Source organism: Bacillus hominis, assembly GCF_030348325.1.
Taxonomy (GTDB): Bacteria; Bacillota; Bacilli; order Bacillales; family Bacillaceae_G; genus Bacillus_A; species Bacillus_A hominis.
On record NZ_JAUCFS010000005.1, the window covers coordinates 2859874 to 2876949 of the forward strand.

The window sequence follows — 17076 nt, forward strand, 5'->3', positions numbered from 1 at the left end:
TTTATAAACCATTAACTTAAATCTATTTTCCAAATATACCATTCAATTCTCTGTGATATTCTAATTAACATAATCATTCATGTAACTAAAGAAATTGGTTAATTGCATAACGCTCTTCTGACTTTTCTTGCGAAATTTAGTGGATCATCGACGTCTTCTATATTAACGTAAATCAAATTTGGATCATCACATAACCACTCATTGTGTATAGATGAAACTATTATTCCTTGTTTAATAATTGTAGCAACAAATTCAGTAACTTCTTTTTGTAAGAGTGCTACCCGGCCTAGACATAATGCCCGTCCAGTTTTATTATCTCTTGATTCGAATGAGAAGGAAGTTGTTACTCTAAAACGTTTCCCCAAGATTGTTGCTTGTATTTCATCCCGATTTATTGTTGCCACACATTTCCCACCGGCGAATCCTTCTTGGCCACCGATAATTCTTGCAAACTGTTGACAAATTGATTCCTCATTAATCGCCATACTTTCAATCATCCCCCCTTGTACTGTTAGGTTATGAATTCATACATAGGTCTGAAACGGTAATGAATCTATTCTATTACAAAAAAGATGATGGCAATCTAACGAAATCTATTAGCTCAATTATTCTTGATCATATGAATTGTTACCAGATTTTAAATGGTGCAGATTTTTTTGTTATGAGGTGTTTTTCCTTTTATGCTTGATGGGCATCGGGGACTGAAGGCAAAACTCGGCTATTATAATGTTAAGACATTTTTAGAGAGCATAAAAAAACACCCTAAGGTGCCATCCGCTGACTTGAGAATCATATCTATGTATGGAGAAATTTTAGACAAGACAAATAAAAAAGAGAAGCTTCTAACTATAATTTATAGAGCTCTTATGCCACGAATGACTTACATACATATTTCCTTATTTACCCGAAGAAGAATCCCGTTATATTACTTTCTGATCAGTCTTGTTAAAGCCATCCCAAGAAATCCAGCGCCCATTCCTATTAGCCATCCAGCATGAGTATCACCTAATATAGATCCCACTCCTCCGCCAAGAAACATGCAGCCAACGAATACTAATCCTCCAATTCCCCAATTCGATCGTTCCATAATTCAATCACATCCTTTCAATAAAACATATGCTTTTAGCTATCTAAACTTTCTTGCATAGGATGGTTAATTATTTTGCTAGAGATGGTATCGTTATTTGGCTTGGGTTCAGCAACTTTTAGTGAATTCAAAAAAACGGCGATTGACCGATTTGAAAGGATTCAACCTTGTCATTAGAGGATACATAAAAACCTGACAGTTAATTAAAATAGATCACAAACTATGAAATAAAGTGAAACTTTAATCAGCTCGCAACAAACTTCTGTACCCCACCTAAATTTTGAGGTGGGAGTTTTACTTTCCACAAATAGTAAGAAGCTAAATATATAGTAAAACCCCAGAAATCCAAAGATCTCTGGGGCTTCATTATATATTTAGCTCTTTTTGTTTTTTGTTTTGTTTATGTCTATGCAGCAATTTTCGACTTATGAGAGAAATCAGTAATAAGATCAGTATTAGTACGAAAAGTTGCATAAATGATAAATCAAAATATTTAGCACCTGTAACAATTAAAAGTGTAGAAATCGTACCTTTTACAATGAAAAAAATAATAATCCATAATCCGCCTTTTTTCCAGTTCATTTTTATGTTACCCTTTCCTACGTTTAAATTCTTAAATGGGACACCTTAATAGAAATCTATTATATTAATAAAAAAGTAAACTTTTTCACAAAAATCATGTCCAATTACATGTGACGACTTCATAATAAATGAAAATGATATTCAGTGTCAATTTTATTGACTATTTGAATACCTATTTTTCATCTCAATCTCTTTCCACTTTGTTTCTTATAGGCAATGAAATCTGGTCTTCAAACAAAAAACACCTCCATTGAAATTGCACACTTAGTATGCGAATTCAAGAGGTGTTTTTTCATGTACCATCAGGTAAGATTTCCTGCTTTGTTTATTCGTTTAAGTTTTTGATAGTAGCTATTTTCTAGTACACGATAACTGGATCATTAGTGTTCAAACTATCATACACAGTTTTTGCTACATTAGGAAGAAGGTTCACACACCCGCCTGATCCCCCTGTTAAATAAGCATTATTTGCCCAGTCTTTTCGCCAACCTGCATCATGGAATCCTTGACCACTATTTGTGAATGGAACCCAGTAATCTACTTTAACTGCATAATCAGCTTTACCTACTGCGCTACCTTTGAGTGTGTATGGTGTTCGTTTATATAGAACGTACCACACACCTGGTGATGTATCTTCACTCGTGCTATGTTTACCAGTTACTACATTTGTTGTAACTACTAAATTTCCATCTTTGTAAATCCAAATTTGTTGCTCTGCAATTGAAACTTCAGCATACGTGTCTCCGATGCCATTATTCGATGTTGTTTCATAACCGATCCCTTCCTTCTTCCAACCATTTCCGTGAATATTAGAAGCAGAAAGTGATTTTTCGCCTTTCTCAAAGGCTTGTTGAACTTGTTTTGTTTCTTTTTCAACATCTAGTGCCCAGCCATAGCCTTGCCCTTTTACTGATATGACCGAACCAGAATGTGTTTTAAAAGCGAAGTCTTTATTTAATGTAGATTTAGCATTATTAATCTCAGCAATCTTATTCTTAATGTCGCTCGCATCGATTGTAACTTTCATATCCTTTGACATAGAGGCATTTTGAATTAAATCTTTTGCTTTTAAAGGATAAACTTCATTCTGCACTTTATACTCAACGGACTGTTGAAGAAGATTTTGTAGTGCTTCCTCCTCTTTTTTGACAATCGGATCGTCTTCTTTAATAGGCTTTATGTATGTAGACTTCAGATGAATTTCACTTTTATACTTCTGCTTGTCGTAATCTTTCAGTAGACTAGTAACGTCATACTGTTTTCCATCAACGCTCTTCGAAATAACAACTTTTCCTTGTTCAAGCTTCGCCATAGCATCTTGAGGCGCTTTTAATTTTTCATTCATAGAGATGAGCTTTTCTTCTACAAGTTTTTTCATCGTTTCACTACGATACTGATCCGCCTTTTCTGGTAGCACTGAATAATTTTTTTCCTTTGAAGAAGGGAAAAATGTCCACTGGCTTTTTAATAGTTTCTTAACTTGAGGCAAATCTTTTTCCGTAAGTTCCGTTTTTGTATCTTTTTCATCTAAAATTTGTTGTTGATCAACATAGACTTTGTTTGCTAGTCCAGATGTTTTTAATTTCTGTATTGCCTGATCAGCACTCAAACCACCGACTTTTGTGTCATTAATCGTAACATTCGAATTGAAGTGAGTTGCCTGATAATAACTCACTCCCCCAATGAGAAGTACAATTATACCAACACCCGCTGCGATAAATTTCCAATTCGGAAAACGTTTTCTTGATCTTACCCGTTTTTTATCAACTTCTTCAACTGATTCATTTACTGTATTGTTGTTCATCAATCTTTCCCCCATATACATTAACGTCCATCGATTTTAAACCAAAACCATTGACTAGTGTACCTTATTTTTCCTGAAATTTCATTATTTTTGACCAGATTTTTGAGTAACAGTAAATCCTAATTTTAATTAATAAAAAAGATTAGCATTTTGCTAATCTTTTTTCATTAATTAACACTTTGAACACGGCCAATTTGTCCATCTTGTAATCGAACTTTAATTCCGTACGTATGTGTTTCACTATTTGTTAAAATATCTTTCACAACACCACTTACAGTTTTACTATAGTCATTATCCAATTGAATAACTACATGTGAACCAACTGAAATTTGTGATCTTGTTGGTTTCCCACCTGTTGCTTGTGTTGTTTTTTCTTGTTTTTGTGTTTTCGCCTGTTGCATAGACTGCTGTTGTTGAGCCTTCTGCTCTTCTTGCTTACGTTTTTCTACCTCTATTCTTTGCTGCTCTTCTTGTTTACGCTTTTCTTCCTCTGCTCTTTGTTGCTCTTCTTGCTTGCGTTTTTCTTCCTCTGCTCTTTGTTGCTCTTCTTGCTTGCGTTTTTCTTCTTCCACTCTTTGTTGCTCTTCTTGCTTACGTTTTTCTTCCTCTGCTACTTTTTTATCTTCATCCATTTTTTCCGCATCTATTTTTTGCTCACCTGTTGTTGCTTTTAATTTTTCTTCATCACCTTTACAAGCACTTAAAGCAACTACACACAAGCTCATAAGTACAAATAATAACAATTTCTTTAACATTAAAAAATCCTCCTATATATACATTACAAATCAATAACTTTCATAGTATAACAAAAGTATATGTATCCCTTTGTCATAATTTGTCGTATATATTTATTTTGTAGTCGAACTGAGAAAAAGATTTTAGCAATTATCGGTTTAACCTTCACGTTATTTAATACCGCAATTATTTTATTTTTCCTTTGGTTCGGTTACCATTTCACTTAAAATACAAATTAAGCGAAGTAAGGAAAGTTAAAAGACTTCCCTTACTTCGCCTTTAAAGAATAGTTATTGAATAACTTACACATCCTGCTTATCAATTAACAGTTCCCTATTTTTCACACAATTGTAATTAAAGTTTTTTTTGACACTTGATCATTATAAATTTAAATGGAGGCTTATTTTCCGCATTCTTATGTGGCTCAACAATTTCCGTACATTCTATCAGTCCATATTTTCCAAAGTCTTGTTTTACCGATTCAATATCATAAAAATACATTTTTACCCCTTCCATTATTTCAAAATAATCTTTATCCAATTGTTTGCCCTTTCCAAACATTGGGGCTTCTTTTGAAATAGTAGTAACAATCATATATCCGTTTGGTTTTAACTGATTATAGCAATCTTTAATAAACTTCTCTCTCTCATCCTTATTCAATAAGTGAATAAGTGCATAACAAAATATACCATCATAAAGTTTGTTACCAAAAGGCATATCCGTTACTGAACCATGGAAGAAATCAGCATTAAGTTCATTTTGTCTTGCCAATTCAATCGCTGTTTTTGAAATTTCAATACCTGTTACATGTATTCCATTATCAATAAAAACCTTTGCATTTCTACCATATCCAATACCAGGAATCAATATATCCTTCACTTTCTTTTCAAGGAAAAAGTCCTTCGTCAAAATTGCGGAGTCTGAAGGTTCAAATCCCCACATCATTTGATTTTCTATAAAACTCGCTTCCCAGAATTCAGTCATATTTCAATCTCCTTTTTTAATCTGCTGTTGTTTGTGTAACGATAATCTTTATATTCATTCTTCTATTTGGACATAACATAGTCATGCCCTCTTTTGGTGAATGTAGCAACGTTATCACATTTCAACATCAATTCAAAACAAAAAAGCATTGGATACCCAATGCTTTTTCACACTTACGCAAATAAAGACGTATTCGCATATAAAGCTGGTGAGCCACCTGAATGTACGAATAAAATGTTGTCTTCTTTATTAAATTTACCTTTTCGAATTAAGTCGATTAATCCCGCTACTGCTTTACCTGTATACACTGGGTCAAGTAAAATACCTTCTGTTTTCGCAAGTAACTGAACTGCTTCTACCATTTCCGCTGTCGGTAACGCGTAACCTGGCCCTACATATTCATCGAAGCACGTAACAGCGTCGCGCGAAATAAAGTTTGGAATGCCAACGTGAGCTGCAGTTTCGTCTACAAGGTTTGCTACTTTCTCTTCTTGCTCAGCTTTTCCTCTACTTACGTTAATTCCGATTACAGGAATCTGGCTTTGCGTTCCAGAAAAACCAGTAATTAAACCAGCATGCATACCGGCGCTACCGCTTACGCAAACAACTGAACTGAAATCAATTCCTTGCTCGAATGATTGCGCCATAATTTCTTGTGCACAAGCAACGTATCCCATTGCGCCAGTAGGATTTGATCCACCAACTGGTATTACATACGGTGTATTACCTTTTTCACTAACTTCTTTCGCTACTTTATGCATCTCTTCCATAAGATCTGCTCCGTTTGGTACAACAATTACGTTTTCAGCACCTAATAAGTGATATAAGAAATAGTTTCCGTTAAAGTCTCGCTTTTCTTCTGGCTCAAGCCCTTCTTCTAACACAAGGATACATTTCATTTTTTCTTTTACCGCAGCTGCAAGAGTTAAACGGCAATGGTTTGACTGAATACCACCAGCTGTAATTAACGTATCTGCACCCTTTTCCTGTCCATCCGCAACTAGAAATTCTAACTTTCTCGTCTTATTACCACCAGCTGTTAAACCAAGTAAATCATCTCGTTTAAAATAAATAGTTGGGCCACCAAGTGCCTCAGAAAAATTGTTTAACTTTTCAATTGGTGTATATGATTCTGTATATTTTTTTCTCGGGAATTTAGCTAAATTCATTGTAACGCTCCTTTTATACTTCTTTCACAATATATGTAACGATACTATTATTACATGTAAAAATGATGAAGTCATCTTTCTGAATTAAAAATGTATTGAATTTCAATACGGTATATGAAATTTGCATCGACTTATTAACAAAATAAAAAGAGCCCACTCATTAAAAAGTAGGCCCTCTTCCAATCACTTATTTACCGAAAAACGAAGCAGCTGTGTTAATCCCGGCTGTAAATTCATTTCTCCTTTATGACGGACGTAAACGATTTTGTCCCCATCAATTTTCGGAGGAGTTCCTGGATTATACGTATGCCACTCATTCGTTCCTTCTATAGAGTACTCCATATATTCAGTTGCACCGACAATTATATTTTTACTATCATCTGCTGTAACATTTGGTGCCATTTGTGCAATTTTCGAATCGCTAATTAATAGTTTCTTTATGTCTTTATCACGTTTATAATCATAAGCTGTTACGATTACATCGTTACCGTACGCTTTTATTTGTAATCCTTGTTTAAATGAATATCCATCTGGAGCAGTCTTCTCTCCGCCATTCGGTCCAGCTGACATCCAGCCTGTTTCAATTCCGCCTGTATTTACAACTGTAAATCCTTTTTCATCTCCGCCTGCAATTTTCTTTTTACCAGCCCAGTCCGGTAAGTTTAAATCCCAATGCGTATGACTCGTGAAGAAAACAACTTGCGGGTAATCTTTTAATATATCGTACAATTTATCGACGTTTAAATAGTCTTGTAAATATGGTGATTGTCTTGATCCAGATACTGTATCAGGTAAAACGTGATGAGAGAAAATGAAAATCGGCTTATTTTTATCTTTTTGACTATACTCTTCTAAATTTTGTTTGAGCCAACCTAATTGTTGATCACTCATATATACTTCGTCCCACATTTTTGGATCGTGGTATTTCATATATTTTTCTGTCCCTAAAAATAAAAGCGGATAACCGTCTAATTCTTTTTTATGATATACCTTTTCTTGCCCGCTAAATTTCAGATAGCGGTTAAATAGCGTCTCCTCAGTTACACCATTTGGCCATGTGCTTTGAGATAATTTCCCATCAGTCGTCCATTTACCAGCATAAAATTCATGATTTCCAACAGTTGACCATACATTTCCCGGGAGCTTATTTTTGTTTAACACACGCTTAACATCATCATATTGTGACTGCTGTCCAGTTGGCGTTATATCCCCATTCATAATAAGTGCTCTAGAAAGTGGCGTCACTTTGTTCATATCTTTTAACACATGATCAAAATCCCCTAAATCCCCTTGAATATCACTAATAACGTTAAAAGTTGTAGCTGATTTTCGGACTTGCTCTTTCCCTTCTGCATGTGCTGAAAACGTCGGTAATAAAGCCGCCATAATAGCTAATGAAGCAACTGTCTTTTTCATACAAATTCTCCCCCTAATAATAGAATGTATAAACTGACATGTTCTGCTTTCTCTTAGATGCCTGTCCAATTCACATTATAAGGAGGGATTGTAAAGATTGATGGAGTAAAAAATTAATTGTTTTTTAAGAGGTTTTGTCTTTTTTTGCAATCCACAATTAGCGATTCGCGCCAATCCAGCTTTCTAGCCTTTAACATTAAATAAATGTAAATTTATATGATAAATCTTTTAGTTTCCGTTACATAACCACAACAAAATACGCTACTTTTTTAAGTTCTCTTCATTTAATCCGAATAACTCTGGTAAAGTAAAACGTCCACATTTGTTTCTAACTCTTTGAATCTATTACCATAATATCCTCCATTCTGCTCTGTTAGTTGCATAAGAAAAAGCATTTCCATTAGTACATAACTTGCCCCCTCATTAATCCTCAATTTCAATTCCAGCTTGTTTAAATGGTTCTAATACTTTTGGGTAACACATTGAAATATATTCCACTGTTTTTAAATTTTTTAAATTTTGAAATCCTTCAACAGATATTACATCAAATAAACTGTCTTCACCATCCCAATCTGGCTTTAAGATATGATAAATTTCATTCCCGCCATCAAAGCAAATGGATTCAACCTTTTCTAAATCACTTATTTCCAAAGTTAACTCTTCTAAAAAATCTCTGATTTCAACAATTGGTCCAGCTCCTGAATACCATTCGAAATTATTCGTATACTTATCTATTAAGTCTTTTAATTCTTTTAGAAATAGTGGCTCCTTATCTAATAAAGCTTCAATTACCACTAATTTAAAATTAAAATCCTGAAACATCTCACTCTTTCCCATTTTAACTTCCTCCCATATTACCCCTGCTCTAGGTTTTAATCTAACCTGCTCTAATAAAGAGAGCCATCTGTACAATAACCAGTTCAACCGTTAATCTCACTTCAACTGGGGTGAAATCTCAAACAGTATCATTGTATTTATTGATGGTTGACTAGCACATCTGCTAATTGAGATAATTCCCACTTCATTACGCCCCTCATCCTTTCATAACCGTTTCAAAAGATAAAAAGAGAACTACTCTCTCCAAGCACTTCTCTTTTTCATCCAAACGATAGATATAAAATAAATCATTAGAAATATAATGTATAAATTCCATAACGTAGGTATTGCAGCTACACTAAAATACAGAGTCCCAGGAAATAACCAAGCTCCACAAAGGATTATCAAAATAGTTTTCCTAACAAGCACTGCAATAACTGCTAAAAAAGACGGAAGTAACAAAATAAAAAATACAGTGATATATACTTCCTTATCAAGTATTTGATTGCTATAAGGGTTAAAATATAGAAAAATAATTGAAAGGATAAAAATACTTATAGCTGCAACAATCGCTATATAAACGCTTAAATTATTTTTCATAATTCCCCTACTTCCAACAGCAATTTACTCCTATATACCATTACAATAAACGTTACTCCCCTTTTAGTTCGCTTTAAAATTGTAAATCGGCTTAATAATATGTTTGATATCGATTGTGTCCTTTGTATTCTCCACAATTTCATCCATCGGCTTATATACCATTGGAGCTTCATCTAAAGTGCTTTCTGCAACAGATGTAGTCCAAACCGCTGTCATTGTATTTTGAAAATCCTCTAAGTTAAGTACTTCTTTAGCCTTTTTACGGCTCATAATACGCCCTGCCCCATGTGGTCCAGAAAAGTTCCAATCTGGATTCCCTTTACCAAACGCAATAATTGAACCGTCTCTCATATTAATTGGAATAATTACTCGTTCATCCTTCTGAGCTGAAATAGCACCTTTTCGTAAAATCATATTTTCCATATCGATGTAGTTATGGATTGTAGTGAATTGATCTGTTACTGTCCAATCCAGTCTAGTGACGATTTCATCCATCATTGCTTTACGATTTAACTCCGCATATTTTTGAGCAATTTTCATATCATTCATGTAATCTTTAAATCCTTGACCTTCTAAATAAGCTAATTCTTTACGAATTGTCGGCTTCTTAATTCCACGTATAGCTTCATGTATTTCTTGTTTTCTGCCCTCTTTGGTGAAACGCTCAATGATTTCCTCTTTAATAGATTTAACATTTACAAGTTGCTCGTAAGCGAGGTTTTGATAATACTCTGCTACTTGTTTACCTAAATTACGAGAACCACTATGAATAACAATGTATACATTCCCTTTATCATCCTCATTCAATTCAACGAAATGATTTCCTCCACCAAGTGTACCAATACTCTTTTGAGCACGTTGTAATGTAAATGGGGCTCTTACACTATCAAAATCAATTATTTTTGAAAATCTATGTTCCTTATCTCGAATACGAAAACCACTTGGGACAAATTTACGAATTGTTTCGTCTAAGTGATCGAAGTTGATTTCCTCTTTCTTCTTATTAATCACAACAACTTCCATGCCACAACCAATATCGTACTTACCTCCCAGTTTCCTGAAAGAGTGGACTATACCTTCTCTACAGTCATCGAGATATGCAGTCTCTACTGTAGGCTCACCGTATTAATTATTCCTCTTCAACTCAAAATGGATGAGAAATAATTCTGTATCTTAGTCTGCTAACCTGATACAAGTCTCTGAACCATTCGATTATGTCACCATAACCACTGGCTGCTGATTGCCCTCGCCTTTTATCCCGCTATTTACGGGCAGTAAGACCCCGACCTTAAAATTCAGCAAGAACAAAGAAGTTAGGTGGGGGTCGGGCTGCCCGTACAAGCCCGATTGGTTCAACTAATAATCAGTGGGGGATGCCCCCCACTGATTAAAGTTTCACTTTATCGTTAGGGTTCCCAGTCAATTGAGTGAGTAGTTTAAAGTCTGAGCCGATTAGTTAACCCCGACTAAATTAGGAACGATTTTATCTTGAATCGTCATTGTTGTCCCAATCGTGCAACCTGCGCCTGCATGTGTATCTGGCATAATACGAATCTTGCTATCCTTTACGAATTCTTGATTGCAGAGGTCAACAATCTGCCCTGCTGCAGTTTCTTCAACGTTAGTAGTAAACACCTTTGCCTCATTGTATTTTCCTTGTAATTTCAACATCTTCTATTTCCCCTTTCCTTTATCTTCCGCAAAACAGCGCTTAATATATAATTGAATTATTGGAGCTTTAGGGGGTGATGCAAATGACTAATACATGTAGATGAAATATAGATTTAATCCATATAGCAATATACATATCATTATACTTTCCATCGCTAAATTTCAATTCCTTGTTTTTATAAAAAAAGAGACACAAAGATTTCTCCCCATGCCCACAAATCATCTACTTCTTTACCGCATGAACATAATGCACCGTCTCAAAAGCTTCTAAATAATCGTTTCGTCCTTCAAAATATAATTTATGAATATCCTCTGGTGATAAATGCTCATAAATGAGTAAACCCGACTTCTCTAACAATGCTTCCATTTCGCGATAAGAATAACATGACTTCATCGGTTCTCCGCCTACCGTAGACATTTTCACCATGTTTTCAACTCGATTAGATAGCCCTTTTTCCGTAAATAGGTTTTCATCAGGATAATCGAAAACGATAGAACTACCTGCTGGAACCATCTCGAATAAATATTCTATTAAACTAGCAAGTTCCTCTTTCGTTAAATAGTACGTAGCACCTAAAAGGCTAAAGAAAGTCTTTGTATTTTCAAATCCTTCATTTACTAATTCTTGCTTAGAGAAGCCCTCAGTGAAATCCATCGAAACAAAATGAAGATTATTTGGAACTTCAAGTTTTGCTTCTTCTACTCTTTCCTTCTTAAACTGTTGCGTAGAAAGATGATCCACTTCGAATATTTCTATTTTATTTTCTAATTCTCGGTGTCTGAAACTGAACGTGTCTAAGCCTGCACCGAGTATGACGTATTGTTTTGCTCCTAGTGTAATTTCATGCAGTAATACTCGTTCACAATATGCCGCACGTGCCAAAGGTGTTGGTGATAACTGAACTTGTGTAATCCATTTTAATATTTCTTTTGGATTATCTTGAAACAGCTCTGCAATGTCTTTATTGAAAAAATGTATTCCCTGAATCATGTTCGTTTCAATATCATGACGTTCTTTTTGTGAAATGAAATCTTTGGCAATATAGTCATCAAAAATTTTAAGACTATCAAACTCACTATGATATGCCCTTCCGAAAGCTGATACTAGTGATGTTATACTTGCTTCACCTTTTTTCACGCACATACACTCCTTCATTTTCACAACAAAAATAGGGTTCCCCTGGCCAGGAGAACCCTATTATACACCGTATTTTTTTATTGGTAAATTATAGCATAAATAAGTTTTTTTGTCAAGTTTTCAGATCTCTTTAACACTTCAATAAATTGTATGTTTTCAAGAGGAAAATTGAAATTACATACAGAATATCCCTATTTTAATGAACAGGTCCTTTTGAAAATAAAGAAAAAACACTCTAAGATGCCTTTCTCCTACTTCACCTTTCATATCAATAGAGGATTTTTATTAGTTTAAATATTGAATATTCCAAATTATTTATTCATTCTTTTTTGAGCAGTATTAGTATCTTGAGATACTGGTATGTGTTCGGTAGCTCTAGATAAACCTGTTTTTGGCATATTAACATAGATTGCTTCAGAAGCACCTTTTTCTATTTGATAGGTTTCGTGAAAAACACCGACACTCCCATTATCTTTAATCTTATTATTGTATGATTTCCAAGCATATGAATGGTTTTCTCCGTGAGCATAGTTTACTAATTCCTCGAATCCCTTCCAGTATTGAATTAAAATTACTTTTCTCCAACTAAATAAGAATTCTGTATGTAAGAAACCCCATTGTGGGTTTTGATACAATTCTTTAATCATAGGTCCCATAGCATTAAAAACTGGTATCTACTTCCAAAATTTTAATAAGTTGTTAATACGCATACCAATAATAAAAACAACAAATTCTTTATCCTTGCTATTGGCTATATGCCTGCCGTTAAAAATTTTAGCCCCCACTTTAATCCCCCTTTTTTACTGAACATAAATAATGTGCAGCTCCCAAATAAACCATAACACTTTCCCATGGATTTTCCAATTGCTTTAACATAGATTATGAAAGGCTGTACTTAACAATAAAAGGTATATGTTTCCCACCTTTTTTATTAACAGCTATTATTAATATTTGCCCTAGATCTCCTTTTCGCCAGGAACATTTCCATACTTCAGGGCTTTTTTAAAGCTTCAAATAATTGTTCCTTATGCTTCACCTCGAAAGGAATAAACGAAATTAAATTTCCTTCTAGATATATCTATTTCAATAATCATAGTATTACTGCCTCCTTTCTAAACAGAATATTTTTTAGTTCATTTGAGTTAAGATTACATCACAACACACTCCTTCATTTTCACAGCAAAAATAGGGTTCTCCTAGCTAGGAGAACCCTATTCTACACTTTTTTCACATTGGTAAATTATAGAATAAATAAGTTTTTTGTAAAATTTTCAGCCCACTAACACTCCGACACTTTGTATATTCTCTGGCAGGGAAATTGTCGATTCAGACCGAATATTCCAGATTATAACAATACGTATGGAGGCCAATATGAAACGATTAGTCATTATTACAGTAGGAAAAACCCACAGTGGAAAAACAACATTTGCTAGAGAACTAGAAAAAGAGTTACCCCACTCTTTCGTTATGGATCAAGATAACCAAGCTGAATTTATTAACATGCATTATGAAAAATTACAGCCGGCTGAAGGCCCTAATACATTTAAGCACGGTCTTTCGAAATTCATTGTTGATTATGCAAAAGAATATACAAATTTACACCTTATCATTTGCAACTCAAATAGAAGCCGAAACGGCCGGATGTATTTACTAAATGAACTGTTTAAGAAAGAGGAATATGTACGCATACTCGTTCATTTTGACATTCCAGATGATGCACTTTATGAAAGAGTGGCTCGTAGCAAGCGAAGTACCAATATTTTTAGAGGTGGTTTTTCTAGTTTTAAAGAGGTACTCAATCGGCAACAGGCTGAATCACTTCACGAAGATGTGGTAGATCCTATAGAAAACGAGGCTGATTATTTGTTTGTTATTCGTAATAGCAAGGATGTAAACTCTACTATAGAAGAAATTGTTCATCTAGCTAAAGAATTGTCCCCTATCCAAAAATAAAAGACTATAAGAATTACATAATCACAGATTATTATGCAAATACTTCCTCTGGGCATCACACATGGTATATAATGATATAATAATCTGCTTTTATATGCTCAATTTTACACAATAGAGTTTATTCATAGGAAAGAGGTACAAAAATATGAAAACAAAACAAACAATCGCTGCGTCTACACTAGCTTTAGCAATGATTGCGGGATCTACCCCTACTCATGCAGAAGTAAATGATGCTACTGCTGGGCAAAGTACTGGAGATCGATTAGCTGAAATTAAGCAACATAGACAAGAGTTAGATGCGAAATTGCAGCAGCACAAAGAAAATGTGGATCAAACGTTAAATGAACTTAACCAAGTTAAGCAAACTGTCGATGAAAAAGCGAATGAACTACATCAACATAAACAAGTTGCAGATGAAAAAATCGGCGAAATTAAACAACATAAACAAGAGTTAGATGCAAAACTTCAGCAAGACAAACAAATTGCCGATGAGAAAATCGCTGAAATTAAAGAGCATAAAAAACATGTAGATGAAAAAGTTGCTGAAATTAAAGAACATAAGCAAACTATCGATACAAAAGTTAATGAAGTTAAAGAACATAAACAAACTGTCGATGAAAAAGTGAATGAAATTAAGCAGAATAAAGCGAACATCGATCAAAAAGTGAATGAAATTAAGCAGGTTAAAAAACATGTAGATGAAACATTGGCTGAGTTAAAGAAAGCGAAACAAACTGCTGAGGACAAACTTGCTGAAATTAAAGAAAACAAGCCGAATACCGGTAACACGTTAGAGGAACTTAAGAAAATTAAACAAAATTTAGATAGTCTTTCATCTAACTTAGAACTAGCTAAACAAGATGTACAAAACAAACTAGCTGAGTTACAAGAAGCTAGACAGACCTTAGAAAATAAATTGAACGAAATCAAACAAGCGAAACAAACTGTTTCAGATGATTTAACACAGAAAAAGCTAGACTTAGACATTAAAATAAACGATTTTAAACATACTGAGAAAAAAATTGATGACAATTTAGCTGAGTTACATACAACGCAGCAAAATGTAGATAACAAGATTAATGAAGTATCACAACCTAAACAAACGACAGCGAATAATAACAATACTACTGTTCCAGCGAAAAACAATGCTAGAGAACTTCCTAACGCTGGTAGTGAGCAATCAAGTAACGTGCCACTCGGAATGTTATCTGTCTTAGGCGGCGTTTTATTACTTTCTCGCAATAAAATTAAAACGTTATTTTCAAAATAATGCTATTATAACTATCTTAAATTATTAATAAAAAGGACAACAGCGTTTATATGTACTGTTGTCCTTTTTATTTGTTCAATTTTGTATTAACTGTCCATCTCTAAGCGTCAATATACGATCACATACATCAAGCATTCTTTCATCATGTGTAATCATAATTGCTGCTTTTTGGCTTTCTTTCACTTCACGTTTCATCATTTCTACGACTTCACGTGCGCGTTTTGAGTCTAAGCTTGCTGTTGGCTCATCCGCTAATATTAAATCTGGATTGTTCATGAACGCACGAGCGATTGCTACCCTTTGTTTTTCCCCACCAGATAGTTGATTTGGATAATGATTTTTTCTTTCTCCTAATCCAAATGCTGCTAATAAGTGATTCGCACGCTTTTCAGATTCTTGTTTGTTGTCTTTTTTAAGCTTTGCAATATAAAGTAATTGTTCTTTTACATTTAAATATGGAACGAGATTTGCGAATTGGAAAATGAAGCCGATTTTTTTCAAACGAATGTCTGTCATTTCCTTTTCTGATAACTTCGTAATATTTTGTTCACGAATGTAAATATCCCCTTTTGATGGTGATAATAAAGCACCCGCGATTGATAATAACGTACTTTTCCCTGATCCAGAAGGACCGACGATTCCGATAAACTCTCCAGCTTTCACATCAAGCGATATCGGATGAAGGGCTGTTACTTCAGTATTCCCTTCTCCGTACACTTTACTTACATTGTCTAATTTTAATAATGAAGTCATTACATCCCGCCTCCAATTGCTTCTAATGCATCAACTTTTAATACTTGATATAACGAAATAAGTGTTCCTAAAATACTAATTACGATAAAGATTGCTGCATATTGTGCAATCATCGGTGTTGTTAATAAGAACGGCATACCTGCTGGTAAAATTTGTTCTAACCCTTGTACAAGAACAATACTGATTATCATCGCCACAACTGATAAGAATAACGCCTGTACGACTAAACTATTTGCTAAATAAGTGTTCTTTGTACCGATTGCTTTTAATACACCTAATTGCTGTGTTTTTTGCAGTGTAATTACGTAGAAGAATACACCAATTAGTAACGCAGCGATAACAAGTAAGAACGCAATAATCATCGTTAATGTTCCTTGCTCTTCTTTAAACCCTGGAATACTTTGTAATACTTCTTTTTTGTCGATAACATGTGCATTTTTAATTTCTTTATCTGTATTAAGTGCAATTGCACTATAATCTTTTTGGTTTGGTTGTGAAATAGCGCTCCATACGTCTTCATTTACATAAACGACTGGTGTATGGCTAAACATTTGATTTTTCGTAAATCCAACGATTTTAAATTCTTTCTTTGAAACAGGATCAATAATTGTATCCCCAATATCGATTCCTTTTTCTTTAATTGATTCATCAGCAACCATTTCGTTGTTTGCTGTACCTAACTTCTCACCTGCTACAATTTTCGGTTCTAAAAATGAATCGCGTTCACTTGAGAAAATAGCGACATCAACTTTTTTCGAACTACTTTTCTTTTCATAAGTTGAATTTTTTACACGAAACGGAACGGCCTCTTTCTCGCCTACTTGATTTACTACGTTATCTACATCATCTTGCTTAATTTGTGAACGAAGTAATTTATTTTCCGCATCATCTGCTAATACAAATTTATTTGCCTCCATATTTTGAATCGATGAAGCATTATCATATGATAATCCATTTGCTAATCCTGAAATCACAAGGACTAAAAATGATAATAACACCATAATAAGTCCGATTAATCCGTATCTTAATTTTGATTGTTTTAATTCACGCAGAGCTAAAAACATTTCGCTCGCTCCCTTCTCTTACTTTCTATGCACT

General features: G+C 34.2%; 17 protein-coding genes and 1 pseudogene. 2 read left to right on the forward strand and 16 right to left on the reverse strand.

Annotated features, from left to right (window positions below; translation table 11 throughout):
* Positions 1-98: 98 nt before the first annotated feature.
* The 14 genes and pseudogenes from QUF93_RS17300 to QUF93_RS17365 form a co-directional block, all read right to left on the reverse strand.
* A complete protein-coding gene (locus QUF93_RS17300) occupies positions 99-485 on the reverse strand; it encodes a DUF1259 domain-containing protein (RefSeq protein WP_002120597.1) in 387 nt (128 codons plus the stop codon).
* A 440-nt stretch (positions 486-925) separates the two neighbouring features.
* Entirely contained in the window at positions 926-1087 is a 162-nt protein-coding gene (locus QUF93_RS17305) for a hypothetical protein (protein WP_002120600.1), read from the reverse strand.
* A gap of 366 nt (positions 1088-1453) precedes the next feature.
* Entirely contained in the window at positions 1454-1669 is a 216-nt protein-coding gene (locus tag QUF93_RS17310) for a hypothetical protein (RefSeq protein ID WP_002017170.1), read from the reverse strand.
* A gap of 358 nt (positions 1670-2027) precedes the next feature.
* Positions 2028-3473, reverse strand: a complete 1446-nt coding sequence (locus QUF93_RS17315; protein ID WP_289359619.1) for a L,D-transpeptidase family protein — start codon at positions 3471-3473, stop codon at positions 2028-2030.
* A gap of 167 nt (positions 3474-3640) precedes the next feature.
* The gene (locus QUF93_RS17320; RefSeq protein WP_289375759.1) at positions 3641-4228 is read right to left on the reverse strand and encodes a YwbE family protein; all 588 of its coding nucleotides are present in this window, start codon (positions 4226-4228) and stop codon (positions 3641-3643) included.
* Positions 4229-4562: 334 nt separating this feature from the next.
* Positions 4563-5192 (reverse strand): class I SAM-dependent methyltransferase, encoded by a 630-nt coding sequence (locus QUF93_RS17325; RefSeq protein ID WP_289375761.1) that lies wholly within the window; start codon positions 5190-5192, stop codon positions 4563-4565.
* A gap of 173 nt (positions 5193-5365) precedes the next feature.
* Complete coding sequence (cuyA, locus tag QUF93_RS17330; protein WP_289359622.1) at positions 5366-6361, reverse strand: D-cysteate sulfo-lyase; 996 nt, start codon at positions 6359-6361, stop codon at positions 5366-5368.
* Between the two features lie 183 nt (positions 6362-6544).
* Positions 6545-7777, reverse strand: coding sequence for a DUF4073 domain-containing protein (locus tag QUF93_RS17335; RefSeq protein ID WP_289375762.1), 1233 nt, complete (start codon positions 7775-7777; stop codon positions 6545-6547).
* A gap of 423 nt (positions 7778-8200) precedes the next feature.
* Entirely contained in the window at positions 8201-8614 is a 414-nt protein-coding gene (locus QUF93_RS17340; RefSeq protein WP_002120619.1) for a DUF6892 domain-containing protein, read from the reverse strand.
* A gap of 234 nt (positions 8615-8848) precedes the next feature.
* On the reverse strand, positions 8849-9193 hold the full coding sequence (locus tag QUF93_RS17345; protein ID WP_289359624.1) for a hypothetical protein: 345 nt from the start codon (positions 9191-9193) through the stop codon (positions 8849-8851).
* 63 nt (positions 9194-9256) lie between these two features.
* A complete protein-coding gene (locus QUF93_RS17350; RefSeq protein WP_289359625.1) occupies positions 9257-10216 on the reverse strand; it encodes an RtcB family protein in 960 nt (319 codons plus the stop codon).
* A 429-nt stretch (positions 10217-10645) separates the two neighbouring features.
* Complete coding sequence (locus QUF93_RS17355) at positions 10646-10864, reverse strand: RtcB family protein (RefSeq protein WP_002120624.1); 219 nt, start codon at positions 10862-10864, stop codon at positions 10646-10648.
* Between the two features lie 223 nt (positions 10865-11087).
* Positions 11088-12008, reverse strand: coding sequence for a class I SAM-dependent methyltransferase (locus QUF93_RS17360; protein ID WP_289360992.1), 921 nt, complete (start codon positions 12006-12008; stop codon positions 11088-11090).
* 305 nt (positions 12009-12313) lie between these two features.
* Positions 12314-12787, reverse strand: a pseudogene (locus QUF93_RS17365) (DUF4188 domain-containing protein).
* Positions 12788-13373: 586 nt separating this feature from the next.
* Between QUF93_RS17365 and QUF93_RS17370 the strand changes: the two are divergent.
* The gene (locus tag QUF93_RS17370; RefSeq protein ID WP_289359626.1) at positions 13374-13955 is read left to right on the forward strand and encodes an ATP-binding protein; all 582 of its coding nucleotides are present in this window, start codon (positions 13374-13376) and stop codon (positions 13953-13955) included.
* Positions 13956-14100: 145 nt separating this feature from the next.
* Positions 14101-15225, forward strand: coding sequence for an LPXTG cell wall anchor domain-containing protein (locus QUF93_RS17375; protein ID WP_289359627.1), 1125 nt, complete (start codon positions 14101-14103; stop codon positions 15223-15225).
* Between the two features lie 75 nt (positions 15226-15300).
* Here QUF93_RS17375 and QUF93_RS17380 read toward each other — a convergent pair whose 3' ends face one another.
* A complete protein-coding gene (locus QUF93_RS17380; protein ID WP_289359628.1) occupies positions 15301-15978 on the reverse strand; it encodes an ABC transporter ATP-binding protein in 678 nt (225 codons plus the stop codon).
* A complete protein-coding gene (locus tag QUF93_RS17385; protein ID WP_289359629.1) occupies positions 15978-17042 on the reverse strand; it encodes an ABC transporter permease in 1065 nt (354 codons plus the stop codon). The genes QUF93_RS17380 and QUF93_RS17385 overlap by 1 nt, the downstream gene beginning before the upstream one ends.
* Positions 17043-17076 lie beyond the last annotated feature (34 nt).